The organism is Bradyrhizobium sp. LM2.9, from assembly GCF_054056555.1.
This window is the reverse complement of record NZ_JBSRYJ010000002.1, coordinates 6,489,172-6,514,872: the sequence shown is the minus strand read 5'-3', so window position 1 is coordinate 6,514,872 and position 25,701 is coordinate 6,489,172. Positions and strand designations below refer to the sequence as shown.

Sequence of the window (25,701 nt, the reverse complement as noted above, 5' to 3'; positions counted from 1 at the left end):
CGCAACCCGGCATTTCCGGAGCAAGTGTGCTACGCAGCAATTCCGCTAATTCCGTCCGGCGCCATTCATCGTGCTGAGCATTCGAAACCTCTCCAAGACGTTCCCTTCGGCCGGCGAGCCGGTCCATGTGCTGCGCGGCGTCGATCTCGACCTCAAGGCCGGCGAGCGGGTCGCACTGACCGGCGAATCCGGCAGCGGCAAGAGCACGCTGTTGCACCTGATCGCGGGGCTCGATGCCGCCGATGGCGGCACGATCCGGCTGGAAGGCACCGAGGTCACCAAGCTGTCTGATGCGGGGCGTGCAGGCCTGCGGCGCGATCGGATCGGCCTGGTGTTTCAGCAATTCAATCTGATCCCGTCGCTCTCGGTCGCGGACAATCTCGCCTTCCAGGCGCGGATCGCCGGCCGGCATGATGCAGCCTGGTCCAGGGAGCTGATCGAGCGGCTCGGGCTCGACAGCCTGCTCAAGCGTTATCCAGAAACAATTATCAGGCGGGCAGCAGCAACGGGTCGCGATCGGCCGTGCGCTGGCGACAAAGCCCTCGCTGCTGCTGGCGGACGAGCCGACCGGCAATCTCGACGAGGCCACCGCCGAGGACGTGCTGGCCCTGACGCGCGATCTCGTCACGCGCACCGGCTGCGGCTTCCTGATGGTGACGCACAGCCTGCATCTGGCTGCGACACTCGATCGCCAGGTCATCCTGCATGCAGGCCGGATCGCATGAGGCGCGCGCTCTGGATCCTCGCCGTGCTGCTCAGCCATTGGCGGCGCCACAAGATGCAGTTCGCGACGCTCCTGATCGGGCTGATTTCGGCAACCGCGCTGTGGAGCGGCGTGCAGGCGATCAACCAGCAGGCACGCAACGCCTATGACCGCGCCGCGGCGACCTTCGGCGGCGCGCGCACCGCGATGCTGGTCGCACCTGATGCCGCGACCTTTTCGCAGGAGCTGTTCGTCAAGCTCCGCCGCGCCGGCTGGCCGGTTTCGCCGATGCTGGAGGGACGGGTCCAGGTCAACGGACGCTCGGTGCGATTGCTCGGGATCGAGCCAGTGACGCTGCCGGCGGATGTCGGCAACGCGCCGCGCCTCGGTGCTTCGGATCTCGGCAGCTTCATCGCGCCGCCGGGCCAGACGCTGGTGGCGCGGGAGACGCTGAGCGATGTGCAGGAGCAGGAAGGCGCGGCACCACCGATCAGCAACGGCGCAAAACTGCCGCCGCTGCGCGTGCTGCCGCAGCTCGTGCCCGACGTGCTGGTGGTCGATATCGGCGTGGCGCAGCGGCTGCTGAACAAGCCGGACCAGATCTCGCGGCTTCTGATCGGCAAACCGAAGGGCAAGCCCGCGCCATTAGCGAGCGTCGTCGGCGACCAGTTGCAGCGCGTCGAGCCGAATGCGGAGACCGAGCTGGAGCGCCTCACCGACAGCTTTCATCTCAACCTCACGGCGTTCGGCCTGCTGTCGTTCTTCGTCGGTCTCTTCATCGTCAATTCAGCCGTCGGTCTCGCTTTCGAACAGCGGCTGCCGATGCTGCGCACGCTGCGGGCCTGCGGTGCCTCGGCGCGACTGGTCAACACCGTGCTGGTGGTCGAGCTGGTGGCACTGGCGCTGGTCGCCGGCCTGATCGGGCTGGTGTGCGGCTATTTCATTGCCGCCGCGCTGTTGCCCGACGTCGCGGCGTCGCTGCGCGGGCTCTATGGCGCGCAGATCCCGGGACAGCTCACGCTGCGCTCCGAATGGTGGCTCGCGGGTATCGGCATCAGCATTGCCGGCGCGCTGGTCGCGGCCGCGACCAGCCTGATCAAGGCGGTCAGGATGCCGGTGCTGGCGACCGCGCAGCCGCGCGCCTGGCAACAGAGGCAGCGCCGCTGGCTGATCCTGCAGAGCGGGGCTGCATGCGCCGTGTTCGCGGTCGCGCTGCTGCTGCTCCAGTACGGACAGTCGCTGATCGCGGGCTTTGGCGTGCTGGCAGCACTGATGCTCGGCGCGGCGCTGATCCTGCCGGCCTTCCTCGAACTCATCCTGCTCGTCGGTCAGCGTTGTGCACGAAAACCGCTCGCGCTGTGGTTCTGGGCGGACAGCCGGCAACAGCTCTCCGGGTTGTCGCTGGCGCTGATGGCGCTGCTGCTCGCGCTCGCCGTCAATGTCGGCGTCTCCACGATGGTGGAAACGTTCAGCCGCACTTTTGTCGGTTGGCTCAATGGGCGGCTCGCAGCCGACGTCTACATCAGCGCCTCCGATAATGCGAAAGCCATCGCGATCCGCAACTGGCTGAAGGAGCGCAGCGATGTCCAGGCGATCCTGTCGGGCGGGCGGGCCGAGACGCAAGTGCAGGGCCAGCCGGTGGAGCTGTTCGGCCTGCCCGACCACGCGCTCTATCGCGAGCGGTGGCCGTTGTTGGAGGCCGCGCCACGTGCATGGACCCAGCTCGTGCCCGGCAATGCCGCCTTCATCAGCGAGCAGCTGAGCCGCCGCCTCAACGTCCGCGTCGGCGATGTCCTGGAGGTGCCGGCGCCGGGCGGGACCTGGGAGCTCGACATCGTCGGCATCTATGCCGACTACGGTAATCCCAAGGGACAGTTGGCGGTGAATGTCGCGGCGCTGATCCGGCAATTTCCGCAGACGCCGCAGACGCGGATCGGCCTCATTGTCGCCAAGGAGAATATCCCCGGCCTGATCGCAGCGCTGCAGAAGCAATTTGCGCTCGACCACCGCAGCGTCGCCGACCAGGCGACGGTGAAAGCGGAATCCATCCGCATCTTCAACCGCACCTTTGCCGTCACTTCCGCTTTGAATGCGTTCACGCTCGGCGTCGCCGGGATCGCGCTTCTGACCAGCTTGCTGACACTGGCGAACTCGCGCCTGCCGCAGCTCGCGCCGCTCTGGGCAATCGGCATCACGCGGCCTCGCCTCGCCGCGATCGAATTGACCAAGACGCTGTCGGCTGCGCTGTTCACGTCGCTCTTGGCTGTGCCGCTCGGGCTGTTGGTGGCGTGGTGCCTGATCGCGATCGTCAACGTAAAAGCGTTCGGCTGGCGGCTGCCGTTCCACGTGTTTCCGCTGCAATTGATCGAGCTGGTCGCGGTCGCGCTGCTCGCCGCGCTGCTGGCCGCCCTGCTGCCGATGATCCGACTGGCACGGATGCAGCCGGCGAGCCTCGTCAAGGTGTTTGCCAATGAGCGCTGACGGGATTTCGCGGCGCACCTTCGCCGGCGGCATCGCCGCGCTCGCGGCTGTTCGCCGCGCCAGCGCGCAAGGCTATGCAGGGCTCGGCGAGACGGCCGACGGCTTTGCGAAGGTAACGCCCGGGAAAACGTTCGCTTTTCCGAACGATCACGGGCCGCACCCGGAGTTTCGCATCGAGTGGTGGTATCTCACGGCGAATCTCGTCGATGCCGGCGGCGCGGCTTGCGGCCTGCAATGGACGCTGTTCCGCCAGGCAGCGCAGCCGGGACCGCAAGGCGAGGGCTGGGCCAATCAGCAAATCTGGATGGCGCATGCCGCGGTGACGCGCGCCGATACTCACCGTTTCAACGAGCTGTTTTCACGCGGTGGGATTGGGCAGGCCGGCGTTACGGTAAAACCGTTTGCGGCCTGGATCGACGATTGGGCGATGAACGGATCCGAGCGCACCGGCGACCGAACCCTGGCGCCGCTGACGCTGAAGGCCTCGGGTGCCGATTTCAGTTACGCGCTGACGTTAGAGGCCGATCGTCCCTTGATATTGGAGGGCGATGGCGGCTACAGCCGCAAGTCGGAGCGCGGGCAGGCCTCCTACTATTACAGCCAGCCGTTCTATCGCGCCCGCGGCAGGCTCACCGTCGACGAAAAGACGCTCGATGTTTCCGGCCAGGCCTGGATGGACCGCGAATGGAGCAGTCAGCCGCTCGACACCGACCAGACCGGCTGGGACTGGCTGTCGCTGCATCTCGCGTCGGGCGACAAGCTGATGCTGTACCGGCTGCGCCAAAAGGGCGGCAAGGATTATCCGTTCGGCAACTGGATCAGCGCCGCCGGCGACACGCAAATGATCGCGGGCAACGACATCCAGATGAGTCCGAAGGCGACCGCCGAGGTCGCGGGACGCAAGCTGCCGGTGGAATGGCAGATCGCGATCCCCTCACGATCGTTCTCGATCCTCTGCAAGCCGCTCAATCCAAAAGCCTGGATGGGGACCGGCTTCTCCTATTGGGAAGGGCCGATCAGCTTTGCCGGCACGCATGACGGCGTTGGCTATCTCGAGCTGACCGGGTATTGAACCGGGACCTCTTCGAAGGGATTAGCGATGTATCACCTCACCGGCCTCGTCACGCTGCTGGCGATCCTGTTCTACTTCTTCACAGCCATGAACGTGTCACGCTCGCGCACCAAAACCGGCGTCAAGGTGCCGGCAATGTCGGGCCATCCGGATTTCGAGCGCGCGTTCCGAATCCAGATGAACACGCTGGAATGGATGCCGATCTTCCTGCCGGCTCTCTGGCTGTTCGCGATCTATATCGGCGACGCGATCGCAGCGGGAATCGGCGCGGTCTGGATCGCTGGCCGTATCGTCTATTTCATCGGCTATTCGAAGGCCGCCGCAAAACGCGGCCCGGGCTTCATGATCCAGGGCATCGCCGCGATTGCGCTGTGGGCGGGGGCGCTGGGAGCGTTGGTGTTGCGGCTGGCGTAGGGGGCGACGGCGTGGAGTAGCATGGGCCCCGGCTCTGCGGTGCACCGCCGAGAGGCGCTGCACCGCGTCCGGGACACGAGAAGCCTACTTCGTCAGCGGGCAGCCGCTTTCCTTGGCGGTGAAGAACGCCTGATCGCCCGGAACAACCGCGAGCTGCTTGTAATAGTCCCATGGCTTCTTCGACTCCGAGGGCTTCTTGACCTCGAACAGATACATGTCGTGGACCATGCGGCCGTTCTCCAGCACCTTGCCCTTGGCGAAGGCGTCGTCGACCGGCAGCTCCTTCAGCTTCTTGGAAACCGCTTCAGTATCCCCTTTGTGCCGGCCGCCTTGACCGCCTTGAGATAGCTCAGTGTCGCGGAATAGGTGCCCGCGTGGATCATGCTCGGCATCCGGCCGATGCGCTTGAAAAAGCGTTCGGAGAAGGCGCGCGTGGTGTCATTCTGATCCCAATAGAAGCCTTCGGTCAGGACCAAGCCTTGTGCCGCCTGCAGGCCTAGACCGTTCACCTCGGCGAGAGTCATCAGGAGACCGGCTAGCTTTTGGCCACCCTGCACGATGCCGAACTCGGCCGCCTGCTTGATCGAGTTGGTCGTATCCTGGCCGGCATTGGCGAGACCGACGATCTTCGCCTTCGAGCTCTGCGCCTGAAGCAGGAAGGAGGAGAAGTCCGAAGAGTTGAGCGGCACGCGCACTGAGCCGACCACCTTGCCGCCATTATGGATGACGATCTCGCTGGTGTCCTTCTCGAGCGCGTAGCCGAACGCATAGTCGGCAGTGAGGAAGAACCAGGTGTCGCCGCCGGCCTTGGTCAGCGCGCCGCCGGTGCCAACCGCAAGCGCATGGGTGTCGAAGGCCCAGTGGAAGCCGTAGGGCGAGCATGCAGCGCCGGTGATGCTCGAGGAAGCCGCACCGACCACGATGTCGATCTTCTTCTTTTCCTTCGACAATTCCTGCACGGCCAGCGCCACCGACGACGTCGTCAGTTCGGTGATCATGTCGACGTTGTCGGTGTCGTACCAGCGCCGCGCGATGGAGGTGGCGAGATCAGGCTTGTTCTGGTGATCAGCGGTGATCAATTCGACCTTCTGGCCGAGCACTTCGCCACCAAAATCCTCGATCGCCATCTTGGCGGCTTCGACCGAGTATTTCCCGCCGTAGTCGGCATAGACGCCGGACTGGTCGTTGAGAATGCCGATCTTGACGCCTTGCGCGAAGGCTGGCGCCGCCAGCAGCAGGGCAGAGGTTGCGACGGCGGCCAAAAGTGCTGATTTCATTCGTTAGCTCCCAGCAGTGTTCTATTTTGAAATCGCGCGGATATTAGTGAAGAACCCCGCGCCTGCCCATCCATTGCATGTTGGTCGTTAGTATGAAGGGCGGCACCATAATGCGCCGTCATCCAGGCTTTCGCAGGGACGGCGCTGTGGGAACATCACGCCGCGACCTTCGGCTTCTTCTCGTTCTTCCCCTCCGCCAGATTCCTCACCACCACGTAGAAGATCGGCGTGAACAACAGGCCGAACAAGGTGACGCCGATCATGCCGAAGAACACGGCGACGCCGACGGCTTGCCGCATCTCCGAGCCCGAGCCTGACGATATCACCAGCGGCAGCACGCCGAGGATGAAGGCGAAGGACGTCATCAGGATCGGCCGCAGGCGCAATCGACAAGCGTCGATCACGGCTTCCAGCCGCGGCTTGCCCTCCTTCTCGATGTCGCGGGCGAACTCGACGATCAGGATCGCGTTCTTTGCCGCCAATCCCACCAGCACGACAAAGCCGATCTGGGTGAGGATGTTGACGTCCTGCCCCATGATGCGCACGCCGATGGTGGCGGCCAACAGGCACATCGGTACGATCAGGATCACTGCGAACGGCAAGGTCCAGCTGCCATATTGCGCGGCGAGCACGAGATAGACGAACAGCACGCAGATCGGGAACACCAGCAGGCCCGCATTGCCGCCGGTGATTTGCTGGTAGGAGAGGTCGGTCCATTCGAAGGTGAAGCCGCTCGGCAAGGAATCGTCCGCGAGCTTCTTGACAGTGTTGAGCGCGGTGGTCGAGCTCACGCCCGGCGCTGGCTCGCCTTGGAGCTCGGAAGCTGCATAGAGATTGTAGCGAGCGACGCGGTCGGGGCCGGAAACATCCTTGAAGTCGACCACGCTGCCGAGCATCACCATGTCGCCGGAGGCGTTGCGCGTGCGCAGCCGCGAGAGATCGCTCGGCTCTTTGCGGAACGGAAAATCGGCCTGCGCGGTGACGTGATAGGTGCGGCCGAACAGGTTGAAGTCGTTGACATAGGTCGACCCGAAATAGGTCTGGATCGTGTCGTTAATGTTGGCGATCGGCACCCCGAGCTTCTGCGCCTTGGTGCGGTCGATGTCGACGAAGAGCTGAGGCGTGTTGGCTGAGAACGGCGAGAACACCGTCGGAGCGAGCAGCAAGGGCGATTTGCGCGCCGCGGCGACGAGTTCGTCGGTCGCGGCCGCGAGCATCTCCGGCCCGCGGCCTTGCCTGTCCTGGATGCGGATGGTGAAGCCTCCGCCAGTGCCGATGCCGGGCACGGCCGGCGGCGGAATCACGATGATGAAGGCCCCCTGAATCGCGGCCAGGCGCTTGCGCAGCTCGATCGTGATGGCGTTCGCAGACAATCCCTTCTTCATCCGCGCCTCGGGCTCGTCGAACACCGGGAAGAGCGCCGCCGCGTTGCCGGCCTGCGTGCGCGTGGCGCCGGAGAAGCCGGCGAAGGCGGCGACGCGGACGATGCCGGGCGTATCCAGCGAGATCCGCTCGATCTCGCGCACGACCTCGGTGGTGCGCGCCAGCGAGGCCGCGCCCGGCAATTGCACGGAGATAATGACGTAGCCGCGATCCTGCGCCGGAATGAAGCCCTGCGACGTGGTCGCGATCAGCCAGCCTGCGCTGCCGATCAGTACGACATAGATTAGGATCATCACCACTGAATGCCGGATCACGAAATTGGCGAGGCCGGCATAGCCATGCGCGAGACGGTCGAACACGCGATTGAAGACGCCTGTGAAAGCGTTCCAGCCACGTGCGAGAAGGTTCCAGCGCGCCGGCGGCCGCTTCTCCTCGTGCGGAACGAGCAGAAGCGAGGCCAGCGCCGGCGACAGCGTCAAGGAGCAGAAGCAGGAGATTGCGGTCGCAACCGCAATGGTGACGGCGAATTGCTGAAAGAATTGTCCGGAAATGCCGCCCAGGAACGCGGTGGGGACGAACACCGCGCATAGCACCAGCGCGATCGACACCAGTGCGCCGCCGACCTCCTCCATGGTCTTCAGCGCGGCGTCGCGCCGGCTCATGCCGTGCTCGAGATGTCGCTCGACATTCTCGACCACCACGATGGCGTCGTCGACCACAATGCCGACGGCGAGAACGAGACCGAACAGCGTGAGATTGTTGATGGAGAAGCCGAGCGCCGCCATTACCGCGAAGGTGCCGACCAGCGAGACCGGAATCGCGATGATCGGAATGATCGCGGGTCGCCATCCCTGAAGGAACACCAGCACCACGATCACCACAAGCAGCATGGCCTCGTAGATGGTCTTGATCAGCTCATGGACGGACTGCGCGATGAACTCGGTCGGGTTGTAGCCGATATTGTAGTCGAGGCCTTTCGGAAAGGTCTCCTTCAGCTTCGTCATCGTGTCCGAGATGTTTTTCGCGGTCGCGAGGGCGTTCGATCCGGGCCGCTGCGTCACCAGCATGGCGACCGCCGATTTGCGCAACAGGAAGCTGTTGGTGGAGTACGCCAGCGCACCGAGCTCGATACGCGCGACGTCGCGCAGGCGCACCGTACGGCCGTCGGAGCCGGCCTTGATCAGGATGTCCTCGAACTGCTTCTGGTCTTTCAGGCGCCCGGTGAAGGTGAGGTTCGGCTGGAAGGCGCGGTCGGAAATCGGCGGTTCGGCGATCTGGCCACCCGCGATCTGCACGTTCTGCGCGCGGATCGCGGCGAGCACTTCGGCCGAGGTCAGGCCGAGATTGGCGATTCGATCCGGGTCGAGCCAAAGCCGCATCGAATAGTCACGCGCGCCAAAAATCTGGATGTCGCCGACGCCGTCGATGCGCAGCAGCTGGTCGCGGACCTGGAGCAGCGCGTAATTGGAGATGTAGAGCTGGTCGAAGGTATCGTCGGGCGACAGCATGAACACGACCATCAGGATGTCGGGCGAGTTCTTGCGCGTAGTGACGCCATTGCGCTGCACTTCCTCCGGCAGACGCGGCTGCGCAATCGCGACGCGGTTCTGCACCAGGACCTGGGCCTTGTCGAGATCGGTGCCGAGCTTGAAGGTGACGGTGATGGTGAGCTGGCCGTTCGAGGTCGCCTGGCTGTAGAGATACAGCATGTCCTCGACGCCGTTGATCTCCTGCTCGATGGGAGCTGCGACTGTGTCGGACACGGTCTGCGCGGAGGCGCCGGGATATTGCGTGGTGACGACGACGGTCGGCGGTACCACTTGCGGATATTCGGAGACCGGCAGCGTGGTATAGGCCAATGCGCCGACGATCAGCAGCACGATCGACAGCACCATCGCGAGGATGGGCTGGTTGATGGAGAGACGGCCTAGATTCATGATTTGTCACCCGGCTTGCCACCGGCCGGCGCTGGCGCAGTCTGCGGCGCGACCTTGGCGCCGACACGGGCGCGCTGGATGCCGTTGACGATGACGCGATCGTCGGGCTTCAGGCCTTCGCGGATCACACGCAGGCCCTCATCGAGCGGCCCAAGCGTCACAGGACGCGCCTCGACGATGTCATCAGGCTTCACCACGAACACGATCTTGCGGGACTGGTCGGTCGCGACCGCGACGTCCGGAATCAACAACGCCTCATAAGGCGCGCTGCCGATCAGCCGGACGCGGCCGAACTGGCCGGGCAGGATCGAGAGATCGGTGTTCTTGACCACGGCGCGGCTGCGCAACGTGCCGGTCGAGACATCGAGGCGGTTGTCGAGGAAGTTGATCGAGCCCTCATGCGATGGCTTGGTCTCGCCGGCGAGCGTCACCTGTATCGGGTTCGCGGTATCGCGCGAGCTGGGGCGGCGACCCTCGAACCACAGCTTGCTGTATTTGATGAAGGTCGCCTCATCCATGTCGAAATAGACGTAGATCGGGTCGAGCGTCACGATCGAGGTCAGCAGCGTCGACGAGCCGTTGTCGCTGCCCTGCACGAGATTGCCGGGGCTGACGAGATGGCGGCCGACGCGGCCGGTGAGCGGCGCAGTCACATGCGTGAACTCGATGTTGAGCCGCGCGGCCTTGAGTGCGCCTTCGGCCTGCGACACCGCGGCGTGTGCCCCCTGCAAGGCCTGGCGGCGCTGGTCGACAACCTGCTCGGAAACCGCGCTGGTCTGAACCAGGCTCAAGCCACGGTCGAGCTCGCGCTTGGCAAGCTCCACCTTGGCGCGTGCGTCGGACAGCTGGCCGTCCGCCTGCTCGGCCACCGCCTCGAACGGACGCGGGTCGATGACGTAGAGCAGATCGCCCTGATGCACAATGGCGCCGTCCTGGAACTCGACGGAGTTGACGAAGCCGCCGACGCGGGGGCGCACCTGCACCTCCTCCGTCGCCTCGAAGCGGCCGGTGAATTCGTCCCAATCGGTGACGGTGCGCTTGACCGGCTGGGCGACGGTCACCGGCGCGGGCGGCGGTGCACCCGCCTGCGACGTCGGCTGGCCGCAACCGGCGAGAGCGAATACCGCAACGAGAAGCCCGGCGATCGCGCGAGGTCGAGGCGAAACGAGATCGTGCATTTTGACAAACTGCTCGCTTCCGTCCGGTCCACTCATTCCAGGTCCTCGCCTAAAGCCGCGGAAAAGGCAGGGTACGCCTCTACCCGCGGGCGCCACAAGATGGGTCGCAATGATGAACTGTTCAAGACCATCGCACGCGCAATGCTCGGAAGAATGCCCCGGCCGGATGGCGGGTTGACACGGACATAGCGGGCTTCGCACGCGATGATTAGCGGGCGGGATGCGAATGGAGCTATTCGCCGGGCTCATCAATGGCAGGAGGCGGTGCGTCGAAGGTGTCACCCTCCGCTGGAGGCGGGAGCGGGGCCAGCGTCTTCGCACATGACGGCCGGAGCCGGCTCGGCTAGATTACCCCCAGAAAACAAGACGAATTGTCCGGGGAGGACAGGCGTGCACCAGGGACGTGTCGTTTACGGCGCGATCGAGGAGGTTGTGTTCGGCCACCCCGCCGCCGACGCCGTGGTCGCGCAGATGGACCGGCTGGGGACGCGTCGCGCCTTCCTGATGGTGTCGGGCACGCTCAACCGGCAGACCGACGAAATCGCCAAGATCAAACAGGCCCTGGGCACACGCTGCGCGGGCGTCTTCGATGCCATGCCCGCGCACACCCCGCGCGAGGCGGTGATCGCCGCCACCAATGCGGCGCGGGAAGCGGGCACAGACCTGATCGTCACGGTGGGCGGCGGCTCGGTCACCGACGGCGCCAAGGCGGTACAGCTTTGCCTCGCCAACGGCATCGACGATATCGACGGCATCGAGCGTATCCGCGTGCACAAGGGCGTCGCGCCCGAGATGACCGCGCCGACTGTGCGCCAGATCAGCGTACCGACCACGATCGCAGGCGGCGAGTTCAGCTCCATCGCGGGCGTCACCGACCGCACCACGCATGTGAAGCAGATGCTACGGCATCCGCTCGCGGTGCCGCGCGCGACCATCCTCGATCCCGCCATCACCGTGCACACGCCGGAATGGCTGTTTCTTTCGACCGGCATCCGCGCCATCGATCATTGTGTCGAGGCGATCTGCTCGCGCGAGACGCACCCTTATGCCGACGCACAGTCGGTGAAAGGCCTCGCGATGCTCGCCGACGCGCTGCCGCGGGTGAAGGCTGACCCGTCCGACCTCGACGCGCGGATGGATGCGCAGATCGGTACCTGGCTGTCGATGGGCGCGCTCGCCGCCGGCGTGCCGATGGGGGCAAGCCACGGCATCGGCTACGTGCTGGGCGCGACCTTCGACGTGCCGCATGGCTACACCTCCTGCGTCATGCTGCCAGCGGTGATGCGCTGGAATGCGCGCGACAATGCCGAGCGCCAGATGATCGTCGCAGCCGCGATGGGCTTTCCCGGCCGCAAGGCAGCCGATGTGCTCGATGCCTTCATCCGCTCGCTCGGCATGCCGCGCAGCCTCGCTGAGGTTCACGTCTCGCCGGAGCATTTCGACGCCATCGCGGAGGCTGCAATGCGCACGAACTGGATCCCGCGCAACCCGCGCAAGATCGACAGCCCTGCGCAGTTGCGCGAAATCCTGCTTCTTGACCGCATGATCTAAAGCCGGAGGACTGATGTACCCAGGTTACCATGCCCGCCTGCGCCCGCTCCAGCCTGCCTTCATCATGGCGGCGACTGGCGAGGCCGTCACCTATCGCGAGCTCGATGCGCGCAGCAACCGGCTGGCGCATTTGTTTCGCAAGCACGGCTTGAAGCGGCTCGACCACTACGCGATCTTCATGGAGAACAATTCCCGCTACCTCGAAGCCTGCGGCGCGGGCGAGCGATCCGGGCTGTACTACACCTGCATCAACTCGTTCCTGACGCCGGGCGAGCTCGCCTATCTCCTCGTCAACAGCCAGTCGAAAATCCTGATCACGTCGGTTGCGAAGCTCGATATCGCCCGCGAGGCGATCAACGCCTGCCCCGAGATCAAGCTGTGCATCGTTGCCGACGGCCCGGGCGAGAGTGAGCGCATCGTCGGCCTCGCGGAGGTGACCGCCGATCAGCCGACGGCGCCGCTCCACGATGAATGGCTCGGTACCGCCATGCTGTATTCATCGGGCACAACGGGGCGGCCGAAGGGCATTATTCGGCCACTGCCGGAGGAGCCGCCGAAGCACAATCTGCCGCTGTTCGATTTCCTGACAAAGCTCTGGCAATACCGCGAGGGCATGGTCTACCTCTCGCCGGCGCCGCTCTATCATTCGGCGCCGCAGGCCGCCGTGAACCTCACGATCCGCATGGGCGGGACCGTGATCATCATGGAGACTTTCGATCCCGAGCGTTATCTCCAGCTCGTCGAGCAATGGGGCATCACCCACACCCAGCTGGTGCCGACGATGTTCTCGCGCATGCTCAAGCTGCCGGAGGGGGTGCGAAAGCGCTACGATCTCTCCTCGATCGAGATCGCGATCCACGCCGCCGCGCCCTGCCCGGCCTTGGTCAAGGACGACATCATCAAATGGTGGGGACCGATCATCCACGAATATTACGGCGCGACCGAAGGCCTCGGCTTCACCGCCTGCGACAGCGCGGAATGGCTCGCCCCATCGCGGCACCGTCGGCAAGGTGCTGCTCGGCGACCTCCATATTCTCGACGAGAACATGAAGCCATGCCCCACCGGCACCCCGGGACAGGTCTGGTTCAGGACGGCCACGCCATTCGAGTATTTCAACGATCCGGAGAAGACCAAGGAGGCGCGCTCGGCCGATGGCAGTATGAGCACGGTGGGTGACGTCGGCTATGTCGACGAGGACCGATTCCTTTATCTAACGGACCGCGCCACCTTCATGATCATCTCCGGCGGGGTGAACATCTATCCGCAGGAATGCGAGAATTTGCTGATCACTCATCCGAAGGTCGCGGACGCCGCGGTGTTCGGCGTGCCCCATCCCGATCTCGGCGAGGAGGTCAAGGCGGTGGTGCAGCCGATGCCCGGCGTCGTGCCGGACCAGGCACTCGCCGAAGAGCTGATCGCCTTCTGCGGGGCGTCGCTGTCGCGGCAGAAGGTGCCGCGCTCGGTCGATTTCGAGAAGGAATTGCCGCGCGGCTGCCGACAGGGAAGCTGTACAAGCGCCTGCTAAGGGACCGGTATTGGGGGAACAAGGCGTCGAGGATCGTGTGAACCCCGATGTCGTCCCGGCGTTCGCCAACGATGCCGGAGGAACTTCTCTCACATCGTGAGAGGAAATCGCCTGCGGCCTTCCGTCATCCGAATTGTCGAGAGCGTGGGCGGCCTTGCCGGTTGCCTCCCTCCGCGCGCGTCGCTATCGTCCGTTCAAACAGGCCGCGAAAGGCCGAGGTCCAGGGAGGACGAGGATGCGGAGCGTACGAGCGCTCGCCGCAATGGCGGCGCTATCTTTGCTGGCGTTTTCGACGATTGCATTGGCCGGCGAGCCAAAGCAGGGCGGGATTTTGCGGATGTACCACCGCGACAGTCCCGGCAATGCCTCGATCCACGAAGGCGCGACCTACTCGCTCAATGTTCCCTTCATGCCGGTGTTCAACAACCTCGTCATCTACAAGCAAGACGTGGCGCAGAACAGCATGGACACCATCGTGCCCGAGCTCGCCGAGAGCTGGGCCTGGGTCAACGACAACAAGACACTGACCTTCAAGCTGCGCGCGGGCGTGAAGTGGCACGACGGCAAACCGTTCACCTCGGCGGACGTCAAATGCACCTTCGACATGCTGATGGGCAAGTCACAGCAGAAGTTCCGGCAGAATCCGCGCAAGAGCTGGTATGAACAGGTCAACGACGTCTCCACCAACGGCGATCTCGAAGTCTCCTTCAACCTGAAGCGGCCGCAGCCTTCGCTGCTGGCCCTGCTCGCCTCGGGCTACACGCCGGTCTATCCCTGCCATGTCTCGCCCGGCGACATGCGCACCCATCCGATCGGCACGGGGCCGTTCAAGTTCGTCGAGTTCAAGGCCAATGAATCGATCAAGCTGACCCGTAATCCCGACTATTGGCGCAAGGGGCGGCCCTATCTCGACGGCATCGAGTTCACCATCATCCCGAATCGCTCGACCGCCATCCTCGCCTTCGTCGCGGGCAAGTTCGACATGACCTTCCCGACCGAGGTCAGCATTCCGCTGTTGAAGGACGTCAAATCGCAGGCGCCGAACGCGGTCTGCGTGGTCGAGCCCAACAACGTTGCGACCAACATCATCGTCAATTCGTCCGCGCCGCCGTTCGACAACATCGACATCCGTCGCGCCATGGCGCTGTCGCTGGACCGCAAGGCGTTCATCTCGATCATATTCGAGGGCCAGGGCGACGTCGGGGGCACCATGGAGCCCGCGCCGGCCGGCCTCTGGGCCATGCCGAAGGAGATGCTCGAGAGCATTCCGGGCTACGGCCCCGACATCACCGCCAACCGCGAACAAGCCAAGAAGCTGATGCAGAAGGCCGGCTACGGCCCCGACAAGCACCTCGCCGTCAAGGTCTCGACCCGCAACATCCCGGTCTACCGCGATCCCGCGGTGATCCTGATCGACCAGCTCAAGAGCATCTATATCGACGGCGAGCTCGACGTGGTCGAGACCGCAAACTGGTTCCCGAAGATCGCGCGCAAGGATTACATGCTCGGGCTCAATTTAACCGGCAATGCCGTCGACGATCCCGACCAGTCGTTCTACGAGAACTATTCCTGCGGCTCAGAGCGCAACTACACCAATTACTGCAACAAGGAGATCGAGAAGCTGTTCGACGTGCAGTCGCAGGAGACCGACCTCAACAAGCGCAAGAAGCTGGTGTGGGATATCGACAAGAAGTTGCAGGAGGACGTCGCCCGCCCGATCATCTTCCATGCACGGACCGGCAGCTGCTGGCAGCCTTATGTCAAGGGCGTGACGGTGATGTCGAACAGCTCGTATAATGGATACCGGTACGAGGATGTCTGGATGGACAAGTAGCGCTAGCAGCGGACGGGTTCGACGGGAGGCGATGCATGTTTGCCTATCTGGTGCGGCGCCTGTTCCTGATGCTCGTGACCCTGTTCGGGATCTCGGTCGTCATCTTCTTCCTGCTGCGCATCGTCCCCGGCAACATCGTCGACATCCTGTTTGCCGCGGCCGGCTATGTCGATCCCGCCGACAAGGCCAGTCTGGAGAAGGAGCTCGGCATCGATCAGCCGCTGGTGGTGCAATATTGGCACTGGATCAGCGGTTTTCTGCGCGGCGACTTTGGTTACTCCTATGTTTCCGAGAAGCCGGCGCTTCAGGAGATCCTGCCACGGATCCCGATCACCGCACGGCTCGCCGGGCTGGCGTTGTTGTTCTCGGCTTCGATCGGCATTCCCTTGGGCGTCATCAGCGCGGTGAAGCAGGGAACGAGGCTCGATTACGCGTTGCGTGTGGTGAGCCTCAGCGGATTGTCGCTGCCTTCGTTCTGGCTCGGCCTCTTGATCCTCACCGCGTCGGTGGCGATGTTCGGCCAGATGCCGATCTTCAACCCGAATCCGGCGACATGGCTGGAAGCCTTCGCAACCTATGCCGTGCCCGCCGCCGCCGTCGGCTTCCGCAGCGCGGCACTGACCATGCGCATCACCCGCTCCTCGATGCTGGAGGTGCTGCGACAGGATTATATTCGCACCGCGCGCGCCAAGGGCGCATCGGATGCCGCCGTGAACTATCATCATGCGCTGAAGAACGCGATTCTACCCGTCATCACCGTGATCGGAATCGAGGCGGCGTTCCTGATCGGCGGCCTCATTGTCACCGAGACCGTGTTCAACATCCCCGGCGTCGCGCGCTTCCTGGTCGAGGCGATCCGCTGGCGCGATTATCCGATCGTGCAGAACCTCGTGATGCTGATCGCCATCGTCGTGGTGAGCGCGAATTTCATCGTCGACATGCTCTACGCCGTGTTCGACCCGCGCATCCGATTTACGGATTAGGAGATCAGTTTGACCGCGATCGACTATGACGTTGAACTGAGGCGCGCCGGCGCCTACGCGCCCGGCGGCTGGCGGCGCGTGCTGTTCCTGGCGCAGCGGCACGTGCTGGGCGCGGCTGGGCTCGTGATCATGACCCTGTTCGTGTTCACCGCGGTCTTCGCCGACTTCATCGCGCGTTATGATCCCCTGACGATCGACGCAGCCCGGGCGCTGGGCCGCCCAAGCCTGTCGCACTGGATGGGGACGGATTCCTTCGGCCGCGACGTCTTCAGCCGCATCATCCATGGCGCGCGGATCTCGCTGGCGGTCGGGATCGGCTCGACTGCGCTCGGCGGCACCATCGGCGTGATCGTCGGATTGACCTCAGGCTATCTCTCCGGCTGGGTCGATCTCGTGTTCCAGCGCGTCTCCGACGTTCTCCAGGCGTTACCGCTCCTGGTCCTGGCCCTGATCATGACCGCCGCGCTGGGTCCCTCCTTGCCGAACGTCATCATTGCGATCGCCATTCCACTGATCCCGACCGTGTCGCGCGTCATCCGTGCCAACACGCTGGCGCTGCGCGAGCTGCCGTTCATCGAGGCCGCCAAGTCGATCGGCATGAGCGAGGTGCGGATCGCGCTGCGCCATGTGCTGCCGAACACGCTGGCGCCGCTGATCGTGCTCGCGACCGCCCAGCTCGGCTCGACCATCCTCACTGAAGCCTCGCTCTCCTTCCTCGGCCTCGGCATTCCCGAGCCTTATCCGTCATGGGGCCGCATGCTCTCTGAATCCGCCGCCGAATATGTCCGCACCGCGCCATGGCTGGTGATCTTCCCGGGCATCGCGATCAGCCTCGCGGTGTTCGGCGCCAATCTGTTCGGTGACGCCTTGCGCGACATCCTCGATCCCCGGCAGCGCGGCTGATGGCGGACAAATCCGATCTCGTGCTCGATGTGAAGAACCTGAAGACGGTGTTCTTCACAAACTCCGGACTGTTCAAGGCCGTCGATGACGTTTCCTTCACGGTGAGGCGCGGCGAGACGCTCGCGATCGTCGGCGAATCCGGCTGCGGCAAGAGCGTCACGGCCCTCTCCCTGATGCGGCTGGTGCCGGATCCGCCCGGCCGCATCGTCGGCGGCTCCGTCACGCTCGAAGGCACTGATCTTCTGGCGCTGGACGAAGCTGAGATGCGCGCGATCCGCGGAAATCGCATCTCCATGATCTTCCAGGAGCCGATGACCTCGCTCAATCCGGTGATGCGGATCGGCGACCAGATCGTCGAGGCGGTGCGGCTGCACCGGAACATGTCGAGCAAAGAGGCCCGCGACATCGCGATCGAGATGCTGCGCCTGGTGCGCATCCCCGAGCCGGCTCGGCGCGCGCGGGAATATCCGCATCAACTCTCAGGCGGCATGCGCCAGCGCGCCATGATCGCGATGGCGCTGGCGTGCCGGCCGGCGCTGCTGATCGCGGACGAGCCCACCACCGCGCTCGACGTCACCATCCAGGCGCAGATTCTGGCGCTGATCCTGGACCTTCAGAAGGAGCTCGGCACCGGACTCGTGCTGATCACGCATGATCTCGGCGTCGTCGCGCAGACCGCGCAGCGCGTCATCGTGATGTATGCGGGTCGCAAAGTCGAGGAAGCCAGCGTCGAGGCGCTGTTCGCCGCGCCAAAGCATCCCTACACGCGCGGATTGATGGCGTCGATCCCGGCAGTGCCGGCGCCGGGCGTCGCCGCGCAGGCACGGCTGAACGAAATTCCCGGCACAGTTCCGTCGCTGGTGCGACTGCCAAAGGGTTGCGCCTTCGCGCCGCGCTGCACGCTCGCTATCAAGCGCTGCGAGGCCGAATATCCGCCGCTCATCGATTGGGGCGGCGGTCATCTCGCGGCCTGCTGGCGCGCGGCCGAAGTGGCGGAGGTGGCATGACCGAGGCGCTGCTCGAAATCACTGACCTCAAGAAACACTATCCGGTGCGCGCCGGCGTGTTGCGCCGACAAATCGGCACCGTGCATGCGGTCGACGGCGTCTCATTTTCGGTTGGCACCGGTGAGACGCTCGGCCTTGTCGGCGAATCCGGCTGCGGCAAGTCGACGGTGGCACGCAGTGTGCTGCGGCTGGTCGAGCCGACCTCCGGCCAGATCCGCCTCGACGGCGAGGACATCACTCGCCTCTCCAAGGCTGCGCTGCGGCCGCACCGTCGTTCGATGCAGATCGTGTTCCAGGATCCGTTCGCGTCGCTCAATCCGCGCATGACCGCAGGCGACATCGTCGGCGAGCCGCTGCTCGTGCACGGACTCGCGACCGGCAAGGCACTGGAGGCGCGTACCGCAAAGCTGTTCGAGCAGGTTGGCTTGCGGCCCGACCAGATGCGCAATTTTCCGCACCAATTCTCCGGCGGCCAGCGCCAGCGCATCTGCATCGCGCGGGCGCTCGCGCTGGAGCCGCGGCTGATCGTCTGCGACGAGCCGGTCTCCGCGCTCGACGTCTCGATCCAGGCGCAGGTGATCAACCTGTTGATCGATCTGCAACGCGAGCACGGCTTCTCCTATCTCTTCATCGCGCATGACCTCGCCGTGGTTGCCCATATCAGTCACCGTGTCGCCGTGATGTATCTCGGCCGCATCGTCGAGATTGCCGACAAGGACGAGCTGTTCAGGAACCCGCGCCATCCCTATACGCAGGCCCTGCTCGCCTCCGTGCCGATCGCCAACCCACTCGCCAAAAAGCTCGCGCCGCTGGTCGACGGCGATGTGCCAAGCCCGGTCAATCCGCCGTCCGGATGCGCCTTTCACACCCGCTGCCGGTTTGCGATGGAGCGGTGCAAGACGGAGCGGCCGGCGCTGGTGGGTGCGGGCGACCGGCACCAGGTGGCGTGCTTGCTCAATGACGGGACGGGGCGGGGCTCTTGATTAGGCGCACGCCTTGCCGGGACGAAGTGCGAGACGGCACTATCTCCCCATCGTCATTGCGAGCGCAGCGAAGATTCCATGGGGAGTGGATAGCGACCAAGTCTGAGGCCAGACTGAGGTTGCAATACCACCCAACCTGGAGACGACGATGTTGCTCGATCATCCTTCCGACGGACCGACCGCTATCCGCACGCAGTTTGGCGCAATTTTTGTGTCTTTGGAACTGAGCCGTTCGACATGGCTGGTGACCTCGCTGTCGCCGGGCCATAGCGAGAAGATGTCCAAACACAGCGTGAAGGCCGGCGATCTTCCGGAACTTTTGAAGCTGTTTTCCGAGCTGAAGCAGAAGGCCCTGGCGCGAACGGGGGAAAGCTATCGGATCGTGAGCATCCAGGAGGCGGGGCTGGACGGGTTCTGGCTTCACCGCGCTCTGCAACAGGAAGACATTGAGAGCCACGTGGTCGATCCGGCCTCGATCGCGACCCCGCGCCGGCGCCGGCGCGCCAAGACGGACCGGCTGGATGGTGAGACGTTGTTGCGGTCGCTTCTGGCCTACAAGCGCGGCGAGCCGCGGGTCTGTGCGATGGTCGCTGCTCCCTCCCCGGAAGAGGAGGACCGTCGCAGGCTTTGCCGCGAGCGGCGGACATTGATCGCCGAGCGGATCGTGCATGTGAACCGGATCAAGGGTCTTCTGTTCGCACAAGGCATATTCGACTACGTGCCGATGCGGCGCAACCGCCGGGCAGCGCTCGATGTCCTGCGCACGGGGGACGGACGGGTGCTGCCGGCGCATTTGAAGGTCCAGATCGGCCGCGAACTCGACCGGCTCGAACTGCTGCTCGAGCAGATCGCGGCGGTGGAGCGCGAGCAGGATGCGTTGCTGGCCGCGAGCAGGCCGGCCGGAGGGACGGAGGGATCGAACCCGGTCGCGATGCTGCTCGACCTGAAGAGCATGGGTCCGAACTTCGCTGCCGTTCTCTGGACGGAGGCCTTCTGGCGACAGTTCGCCAACCGCCGCCAGGTTGCGTCCTATGCCGGTCTTGCGGCCACGCCCTGGCGCAGCGGCGGGATCGCGCGCGAGCAAGGCGTGTCGAAAGCCGGCAATCCGCGCCTGAGAACCACGATGATCCAGCTCGCCTGGTTATGGATCCGCCACCAGCCGCAATCGGCGCTGACCCGATGGTTCAACGCCAACAGCCCGCGCGGCCGCAAGCGCACGATCGTGGCGCTGGCGCGCAAGCTGCTCGTGGCCTTGTGGAAGTACGTGACCGCCGGCGTCGTGATTGAGGGAGCCGTGATGAAGTCCGCCGCCTGAGGCAACCCCTCTCACAGTCTTCAAACCAATCAGCCGAGGAACGATCAGCCTCGGCCGATCCGGGTGGACGAACCGATGGATTGCATGGCTTCAAATGCCGCAACGAAGAATGGTCCCGTCCTCTCGAGCCTGCCCCGCCGCAAGCGGAATGTTGGTGCAGTCGCGACCGCGCGACGACCGGATGTGAGTTTGATCTGGCACGCGAAACCAGATTGCGAAAACCGGCTCGAACCTGAGATCGCCTGACGAGAAGGAGCTATCCGCCCCGCATCCGCCCGACCACCAAAGCCTGATGGCGTGCTCGCTCGCGTCAAGGTCAAGCCGCTTCGCGGCGGCCCTCCGGGCCGACCTTGACACGATCTGCGCGCGCCATCCGAAAGACCCAGCGGTCGGGACGAAAAGCTGGCAGCAATCAAACAAAAAGCTGAACATCCGCCTTGACACACCAAATCCCCATGTGAGCAATCCAGAATCTTTCCCCGGATGCAGTCTGGATTGCTTCGTCGCTTCGCTCCTCGCAATGACGAGCTGCCGCTCTACCCAGCCCCGATCTCAGCCACGATTTTCCCCGTCGTGACCTGCTCGCCCTCGGCGACGTCGATCGCCGCGACCACCCCGTCGATGCCGGCCTTGTGGACGTGCTCCATCTTCATCGCTTCCAGTGTCATCACCGGCTGACCGGCGGTGACGCGCTCACCCGGCTTGACCAGCACGGCAACGACACGGCCGTTCATGGCGGCACGGACTTTTCCGTCGCCGCCATTTGTTGCAGCGGCTTTCGGCGCGGCGAAGGTGAGATCGGTCGCCGCGAGCGGGATGCCGCGGTACTGGAGGTAGAGCCGGTTGCCGTCGCGCAGGAATTTTGCGCTGTCCATCACGCCGTCATGGCGGAAGCGGATCACGTCGAGGTCGAGCTGATCGACCTCGAACTTGTCCTGCCGGCCGTCGATGGCAACGGTGTAGCTGCCATCGCGCTCCCGGGTGACCTCGAGCTCATGCGTCTGGCCGGCGATATCGATCTTTGCCGGTAGCGGAAACGTTGCCGCGAGGCTTCGCCCACTGCGCCACGTCGGTGCCTGCGGGCTCGTGACGTAGAGCAGAAGGCCCGCAAGCGCGGCGCTGAATGTGCTACTCGCAACCGGCCCCAGCAATTCGTCGCGATGCGCACCAATGAACGCCGTCGTCGCTTCGCCCTTGGCAAAGCCGGGATGGCGCAGGCATGACATCAGGAACGCCTGATTGGTGGTCACACCGAATCCGATCAGTTGCTCCAGACCGACGATCAGCCGCCCCCTTGCCTCCTCGCGTGTCGCCCCATGGCTGATCACCTTGGCGATCATGGAATCGTAGAACGGCGGAATCTCAGAGCCCGATTGCAGCGCATGCTCGACGCGAATGCCATCCGGCACCTGCCAGCGCGCCATGCGCCCGGACTGCGGCATGAAATCATGCGCGGCGTCCTCCGAGCACAGCCGCACCTCGATCGCGTGGCCTGTGAAGCGAATGTCCTGCTGCTTCACCGGCAATTGCTCGCCGCGCGCGACGCGCAGCTGCAGTTCGACGAGATCGAGCCCGGTGATCGCCTCGGTCACGGGATGCTCGACCTGGAGGCGCGTGTTCATTTCCATGAAGTAGAACGCGCCACTCGTATCGAGCAGGAACTCCAGCGTCCCGGCGCCCTCGTAACGCAACGCCTTCACCGCGGCGACCGCGACCTCGCCCATCTTTCCGCGCAACTCGGGCGTGACCGCGGGCGACGGCGCCTCCTCGATCAGCTTCTGGTGCCGCCGCTGCACCGAGCAATCGCGCTCGCCGAGATGAATGGCATTGCCGTGGCTGTCGCCGAACACCTGAATCTCGATATGACGGGGATTGTGGATGGCGCGTTCGAGGATGACGGAGGGATCGCCGAACGCCGCCTTCGCCTCAGACCGTGCACTGCGCATGGCATCGCCGAAGGATGCAGTGTCGGTGACGAGCCGCATGCCGCGGCCGCCACCGCCGGCGACCGCCTTGATCATCACGGGGAAGCCGATCTTTTTGGCTTCCGCCAGCATGACCTCGTCGCCCTGATCGGCGCCTTGATAGCCAGGCACGACGGGCACGCCGGCCTTGTTCATGATCTCCTTGGCGCCGGCCTTGTTACCCATCGCCGCGATCGCCTGCGGCGACGGGCCGATGAAGACCAGGCCGGCATCCTTGCAGGCCTGCGCAAAATCCTCGTTTTCGGCGAGGAAACCATAGCCGGGATGCACTGCATCCGCGCCGCTGGCTTTTGCGGCCGCAATGATCGCGGGGATGTTGAGATAGGACTGCGCCGGCAGGGCTTCGCCGATGTGCACGGCCTGGTCCGCCTGCCGCACATGGAGCGCGTCGCGATCCGCATCCGAATAGACCGCGACGACGCCGAGGCCGAGCTTCCGCGCGCTTCGCATCACCCGCAGCGCGATCTCGCCGCGATTGGCGACCAAAACCCTAGAGAACGGCCGGTGCTGCACTGATCCGTTCCTCATGGGCGGGCCACCGAGAATTGCATGCGCTGGGGCGTGCGCGCATCGCCCTCGCGGCAGATCGCGAGCACCTCAGACAGGACCGCGCGGGTGTCGCGCGGATCGATCACGCCGTCGTCGAGCATGCGCGCGCTGGTCGAGAACACGTCCATCTGGCCGTCGAACACGCCGATGATCTGCGCCTTCATGGCATCGAGCTTTTCCTTCTCGACCGGCTTGCCGCGGCGGACTGCGGCGGCTTCGGTGACGATCGCCATGGTCTCGGCGGCCTGCTCGCCGCCCATCACGGCAGTCTTGGCGTTGGGCCAGGAGAAACAGAAGCGCGGATGGAAGCCGCGCCCGCACATGCCGTAATTGCCGGCGCCGAACGAGGCGCCGCAATAGATGGTGATCTGCGGCACCGTCGCCGACGTCACCGCCTGGATCATCTTGGAGCCGTGCTTGATCATGCCGGCTTCTTCGTAGGATTTGCCGACCATGTAGCCGGTGGTGTTGTTCAGATACAGCAATGGCGTGCGGGTCTGGCAGCAAGCCTGGATGAAATGCGTCGCCTTGTTCGCGCCGGCGGGATCGAGTGGGCCGTTGTTGGTGATGATACCGATCGCCTGGCCCTCGATGCGGGCATGGCCGCAGACGGTGGCCGGGCCGTAGTTCGGCGCCATCTCGGTGAAATCGGAATCGTCGACGATGCGCGCGATCACCTGCTTCATGTCCACGGAGCGCTTGTGGTCCATCGGCATGATGCCGAGCAGCTCGTTCTGATCGTAGCGCGGCGGATGGAATTGCGCAGCTGCCTTGCCCGACCGCTCCCACTCCAGCGCCGCCATGATCTCGCGGGCGATGCGCAGGGCGTCGCGGTCATCCTCGGCGAGATAGTCGCCGAGACCGGAAACCTGCGTGTGCATCTCGGCGCCGCCAAGTTCCTCCTCGGTCGCGATCTCGCCAGTTGCAGCCTTCAGCAGCGGCGGACCCGCGAGGAAGGCGCGAGTGCGGCCACGGACCATGACGATGTAATCGGACAGGCCGGTCTGATAGGCACCACCGGCGGTCGACGAGCCATGCGTCACGGTGACGACGGGCAGCCCGGCAGCCGAGAGCCGCGCGAGATTGCGGAAGATGTTGCCGCCACGGACAAAGTCTTCGACGCGGTAGCGCAGGAGATTGGCACCGGCGCTTTCGACCAGCTGGACATAAGGCAGCTTGTTCTCCAGCGCGAGCTCCTGCACGCGTATCGTCTTGTCCAGGCCGTAAGGTTGGAGCGCGCCGGCATCGATGCCGGAATCGTTGGCGCTGACCATGCAGCGGATGCCCGAGACGAAGCCGATGCCGGCGATGACGCCGCCGCCGGGCACGCTCTTGCTTGGATCCGGCACGTCGAACATATAGCCGGCCAGCGTGGACAGCTCGATGAAGGGCGCGCCCGGATCGAGCACCAATGCGACGCGCTCGCGCGGCAGCAGCTGGCCGCGCTTGTGGAAGCGATCTTTCGCCACGGCCGACGCGGCGCGCGTCCGATCTTCCAGCGCCCGCATGCGGTCGATCAGGCCGAGCATGCCGTCGCGGTTGGCGTGATAGGCGGCGCTGCCGAGGGAAACTGTGTTTTCGAGAATGGACATAAATTCATCCTGCTCGTCATTGCGGGGAGCGGAGCGACGAAGCAATCCAGACGGCCTCAGCAGAAAGATTCTGGATTGCTTCGCTGCGCTCGCAATGACGGTTGAGGCGATAACTTACCTGTTCGTCCCAAAAATCTTCCGCGCTTCCGCCGGGCTCGCGATCTCGCGGCCCGCGCGCCGGGCGCAGGCGGCGATGGCCTCGATCAGCTGGCCGTTGGACGTCACCTTCTTGCCGTCGGCGAGATAGAAGGCATCTTCGAGGCCAGTGCGCAGATGGCCGCCGAGCTCAGCGCAGCGCTGATGCAGCGGCCAGATTTCTTCGCGGCCGATCGCCGTGACCTGAAAATGCGCCTCGGGACGCTTCAGCTTGATCAGGATCGGCAGCAGATCGGGATCGGACGGCATGCCGGAGGCGACGCCCATGACAAAATTATACTCGAGCGGACCCTTGTACATGCCGACCTGGCGGTACATGCCGACGCAACGAACAATGCCGACGTCGAAACATTCGAATTCGGGGATGGTTCCGACCGCATTCATGACGTCGAGATAGTCCTTCACCTTCTCGACCGCATTGTCGAACATCATCGGCGGCCAGGCCCAGCTGTTGTCGGCCTTCACCTTCAGGTAATTCAGCGAGCCTGCGTTGCAGGCCGCGATCTCCGGCCTGGTCTCGCGGATGCAATCGAGCGCGCCTGAGTAGTTCGGCCCGGAGACGCCCGAGGTGTGATTGATGATGACACCCGGGCAGGCTTCGCGGATGGCCTGCTGGATTTCCTTGCTGACGCTGACCTCCCAGGACGGCAGATGCCCTTTGTCCGGCGCCTGCTGGCGCAGATGGATGTGCATGATCGACGCGCCGGCATCGAACGCAGCCTTGGCCTCGCGCGCCATCTGCTCGGGCGTCACAGGCACATTGTGCTGCCTGGGGTCAGTGAGCACGCCGTTCAGCGCGCAGGTGATGACGGCCTTGTCGCTCATGCCTTGAATGTCTCGCACGTTGATAATTCAACGCTTGCGATCATGTG

Annotated in this window: 15 protein-coding genes and 3 pseudogenes; 12 read left to right on the top strand and 6 right to left on the bottom strand. The window is 64.5% G+C overall.

Going from position 1 to position 25,701, the window contains the following annotated elements; translation table 11 throughout:
- Nucleotides 1-70: 70 nt before the first annotated feature.
- The 4 genes and pseudogenes from ACVWW3_RS33395 to ACVWW3_RS33380 all read left to right on the top strand — a co-directional run bounded on the left by ACVWW3_RS33395 (nucleotide 71) and on the right by ACVWW3_RS33380 (nucleotide 4,670).
- Nucleotides 71-725, top strand: a pseudogene (locus ACVWW3_RS33395) (ABC transporter ATP-binding protein).
- Entirely contained in the window at nucleotides 722-3,184 is a 2,463-nt protein-coding gene (locus ACVWW3_RS33390) for an ABC transporter permease (RefSeq protein ID WP_456651837.1), read from the top strand. Before ACVWW3_RS33395 ends, ACVWW3_RS33390 begins: the two are co-directional and overlap by 4 nt.
- The gene (locus tag ACVWW3_RS33385; RefSeq protein WP_456651838.1) at nucleotides 3,174-4,256 is read left to right on the top strand and encodes a lipocalin-like domain-containing protein; all 1,083 of its coding nucleotides are present in this window, start codon (nucleotides 3,174-3,176) and stop codon (nucleotides 4,254-4,256) included. The genes ACVWW3_RS33390 and ACVWW3_RS33385 overlap by 11 nt, the downstream gene beginning before the upstream one ends.
- A 27-nt stretch (nucleotides 4,257-4,283) precedes the next feature.
- The gene (locus ACVWW3_RS33380; protein ID WP_456651839.1) at nucleotides 4,284-4,670 is read left to right on the top strand and encodes an MAPEG family protein; all 387 of its coding nucleotides are present in this window, start codon (nucleotides 4,284-4,286) and stop codon (nucleotides 4,668-4,670) included.
- Nucleotides 4,671-4,754: 84 nt separating this feature from the next.
- On the opposite strand, the pseudogene ACVWW3_RS33375 reads toward ACVWW3_RS33380, so the two are convergent.
- From ACVWW3_RS33375 to ACVWW3_RS33365, 3 genes and pseudogenes are all read right to left on the bottom strand, one after another.
- Nucleotides 4,755-5,947, bottom strand: a pseudogene (locus ACVWW3_RS33375) (ABC transporter substrate-binding protein).
- Between the two features lie 155 nt (nucleotides 5,948-6,102).
- A complete protein-coding gene (locus ACVWW3_RS33370; protein WP_456651841.1) occupies nucleotides 6,103-9,267 on the bottom strand; it encodes an efflux RND transporter permease subunit in 3,165 nt (1,054 codons plus the stop codon).
- Nucleotides 9,264-10,481 (bottom strand): efflux RND transporter periplasmic adaptor subunit, encoded by a 1,218-nt coding sequence (locus ACVWW3_RS33365; RefSeq protein WP_456672276.1) that lies wholly within the window; start codon nucleotides 10,479-10,481, stop codon nucleotides 9,264-9,266. The genes ACVWW3_RS33370 and ACVWW3_RS33365 overlap by 4 nt, the downstream gene beginning before the upstream one ends.
- A gap of 354 nt (nucleotides 10,482-10,835) precedes the next feature.
- Between ACVWW3_RS33365 and ACVWW3_RS33360 the strand changes: the two genes are divergently transcribed.
- The 8 genes and pseudogenes from ACVWW3_RS33360 to ACVWW3_RS33325 all read left to right on the top strand — a co-directional run bounded on the left by ACVWW3_RS33360 (nucleotide 10,836) and on the right by ACVWW3_RS33325 (nucleotide 20,547).
- Nucleotides 10,836-11,996, top strand: coding sequence for an iron-containing alcohol dehydrogenase (locus tag ACVWW3_RS33360; RefSeq protein ID WP_456672275.1), 1,161 nt, complete (start codon nucleotides 10,836-10,838; stop codon nucleotides 11,994-11,996).
- Nucleotides 11,997-12,009: 13 nt separating this feature from the next.
- Nucleotides 12,010-13,563: pseudogene (locus tag ACVWW3_RS33355) on the top strand (AMP-binding protein).
- A 194-nt stretch (nucleotides 13,564-13,757) separates the two neighbouring features.
- Nucleotides 13,758-15,356 (top strand): ABC transporter substrate-binding protein, encoded by a 1,599-nt coding sequence (locus ACVWW3_RS33350; protein WP_456651844.1) that lies wholly within the window; start codon nucleotides 13,758-13,760, stop codon nucleotides 15,354-15,356.
- Nucleotides 15,357-15,391: 35 nt separating this feature from the next.
- Nucleotides 15,392-16,339, top strand: coding sequence for an ABC transporter permease (locus ACVWW3_RS33345; protein WP_456651845.1), 948 nt, complete (start codon nucleotides 15,392-15,394; stop codon nucleotides 16,337-16,339).
- A 9-nt stretch (nucleotides 16,340-16,348) separates the two neighbouring features.
- Nucleotides 16,349-17,242 carry an ABC transporter permease gene (locus ACVWW3_RS33340; protein WP_247351781.1) on the top strand — a complete coding sequence of 298 codons (894 nt, stop codon included), beginning with the start codon at nucleotides 16,349-16,351 and terminating at the stop codon, nucleotides 17,240-17,242.
- Nucleotides 17,242-18,249, top strand: a complete 1,008-nt coding sequence (locus tag ACVWW3_RS33335; protein WP_247351779.1) for an ABC transporter ATP-binding protein — start codon at nucleotides 17,242-17,244, stop codon at nucleotides 18,247-18,249. The genes ACVWW3_RS33340 and ACVWW3_RS33335 overlap by 1 nt, the downstream gene beginning before the upstream one ends.
- Nucleotides 18,246-19,232 (top strand): ABC transporter ATP-binding protein, encoded by a 987-nt coding sequence (locus ACVWW3_RS33330; protein WP_456651846.1) that lies wholly within the window; start codon nucleotides 18,246-18,248, stop codon nucleotides 19,230-19,232. Before ACVWW3_RS33335 ends, ACVWW3_RS33330 begins: the two co-directional genes overlap by 4 nt.
- Before the next feature lie 148 nt (nucleotides 19,233-19,380).
- Nucleotides 19,381-20,547, top strand: a complete 1,167-nt coding sequence (locus tag ACVWW3_RS33325; RefSeq protein WP_247341006.1) for an IS110 family RNA-guided transposase — start codon at nucleotides 19,381-19,383, stop codon at nucleotides 20,545-20,547.
- Between the two features lie 536 nt (nucleotides 20,548-21,083).
- On the opposite strand, the gene ACVWW3_RS33320 is transcribed toward ACVWW3_RS33325, so the two are convergent.
- The 3 genes from ACVWW3_RS33320 to ACVWW3_RS33310 form a co-directional block, all read right to left on the bottom strand.
- Nucleotides 21,084-23,060 (bottom strand): acetyl-CoA carboxylase biotin carboxylase subunit, encoded by a 1,977-nt coding sequence (locus tag ACVWW3_RS33320; protein ID WP_456651847.1) that lies wholly within the window; start codon nucleotides 23,058-23,060, stop codon nucleotides 21,084-21,086.
- The gene (locus tag ACVWW3_RS33315) at nucleotides 23,057-24,673 is read right to left on the bottom strand and encodes an acyl-CoA carboxylase subunit beta (protein ID WP_456651848.1); all 1,617 of its coding nucleotides are present in this window, start codon (nucleotides 24,671-24,673) and stop codon (nucleotides 23,057-23,059) included. Before ACVWW3_RS33315 ends, ACVWW3_RS33320 begins: the two co-directional genes overlap by 4 nt.
- 114 nt (nucleotides 24,674-24,787) lie before the next feature.
- Nucleotides 24,788-25,654, bottom strand: coding sequence for a 3-keto-5-aminohexanoate cleavage protein (locus tag ACVWW3_RS33310; RefSeq protein ID WP_456651849.1), 867 nt, complete (start codon nucleotides 25,652-25,654; stop codon nucleotides 24,788-24,790).
- Between the last annotated feature and the right edge of the window lie 47 nt (nucleotides 25,655-25,701).

Excerpts from the sequence above, each read along its gene's own strand:
- ACVWW3_RS33365 (WP_456672276.1), bottom strand. The coding sequence starts at position 10,481 with ATGAGTGGACCGGACGGAAGCGAGCAGTTTGTCAAAATGCACGATCTC.
- ACVWW3_RS33320 (WP_456651847.1), bottom strand. The coding sequence starts at position 23,060 with ATGAGGAACGGATCAGTGCAGCACCGGCCGTTCTCTAGGGTTTTGGTC.
- ACVWW3_RS33350 (WP_456651844.1), top strand. The coding sequence starts at position 13,758 with ATGCGGAGCGTACGAGCGCTCGCCGCAATGGCGGCGCTATCTTTGCTG.
- ACVWW3_RS33380 (WP_456651839.1), top strand. The coding sequence starts at position 4,284 with ATGTATCACCTCACCGGCCTCGTCACGCTGCTGGCGATCCTGTTCTAC.
- ACVWW3_RS33345 (WP_456651845.1), top strand. The coding sequence starts at position 15,392 with ATGTTTGCCTATCTGGTGCGGCGCCTGTTCCTGATGCTCGTGACCCTG.
- ACVWW3_RS33385 (WP_456651838.1), top strand. The coding sequence starts at position 3,174 with ATGAGCGCTGACGGGATTTCGCGGCGCACCTTCGCCGGCGGCATCGCC.
- ACVWW3_RS33310 (WP_456651849.1), bottom strand. The coding sequence starts at position 25,654 with ATGAGCGACAAGGCCGTCATCACCTGCGCGCTGAACGGCGTGCTCACT.
- ACVWW3_RS33390 (WP_456651837.1), top strand. The coding sequence starts at position 722 with ATGAGGCGCGCGCTCTGGATCCTCGCCGTGCTGCTCAGCCATTGGCGG.
- ACVWW3_RS33370 (WP_456651841.1), bottom strand. The coding sequence starts at position 9,267 with ATGAATCTAGGCCGTCTCTCCATCAACCAGCCCATCCTCGCGATGGTG.
- ACVWW3_RS33325 (WP_247341006.1), top strand. The coding sequence starts at position 19,381 with ATGTTGCTCGATCATCCTTCCGACGGACCGACCGCTATCCGCACGCAG.
- ACVWW3_RS33315 (WP_456651848.1), bottom strand. The coding sequence starts at position 24,673 with ATGTCCATTCTCGAAAACACAGTTTCCCTCGGCAGCGCCGCCTATCAC.
- ACVWW3_RS33330 (WP_456651846.1), top strand. The coding sequence starts at position 18,246 with ATGACCGAGGCGCTGCTCGAAATCACTGACCTCAAGAAACACTATCCG.
- ACVWW3_RS33335 (WP_247351779.1), top strand. The coding sequence starts at position 17,242 with ATGGCGGACAAATCCGATCTCGTGCTCGATGTGAAGAACCTGAAGACG.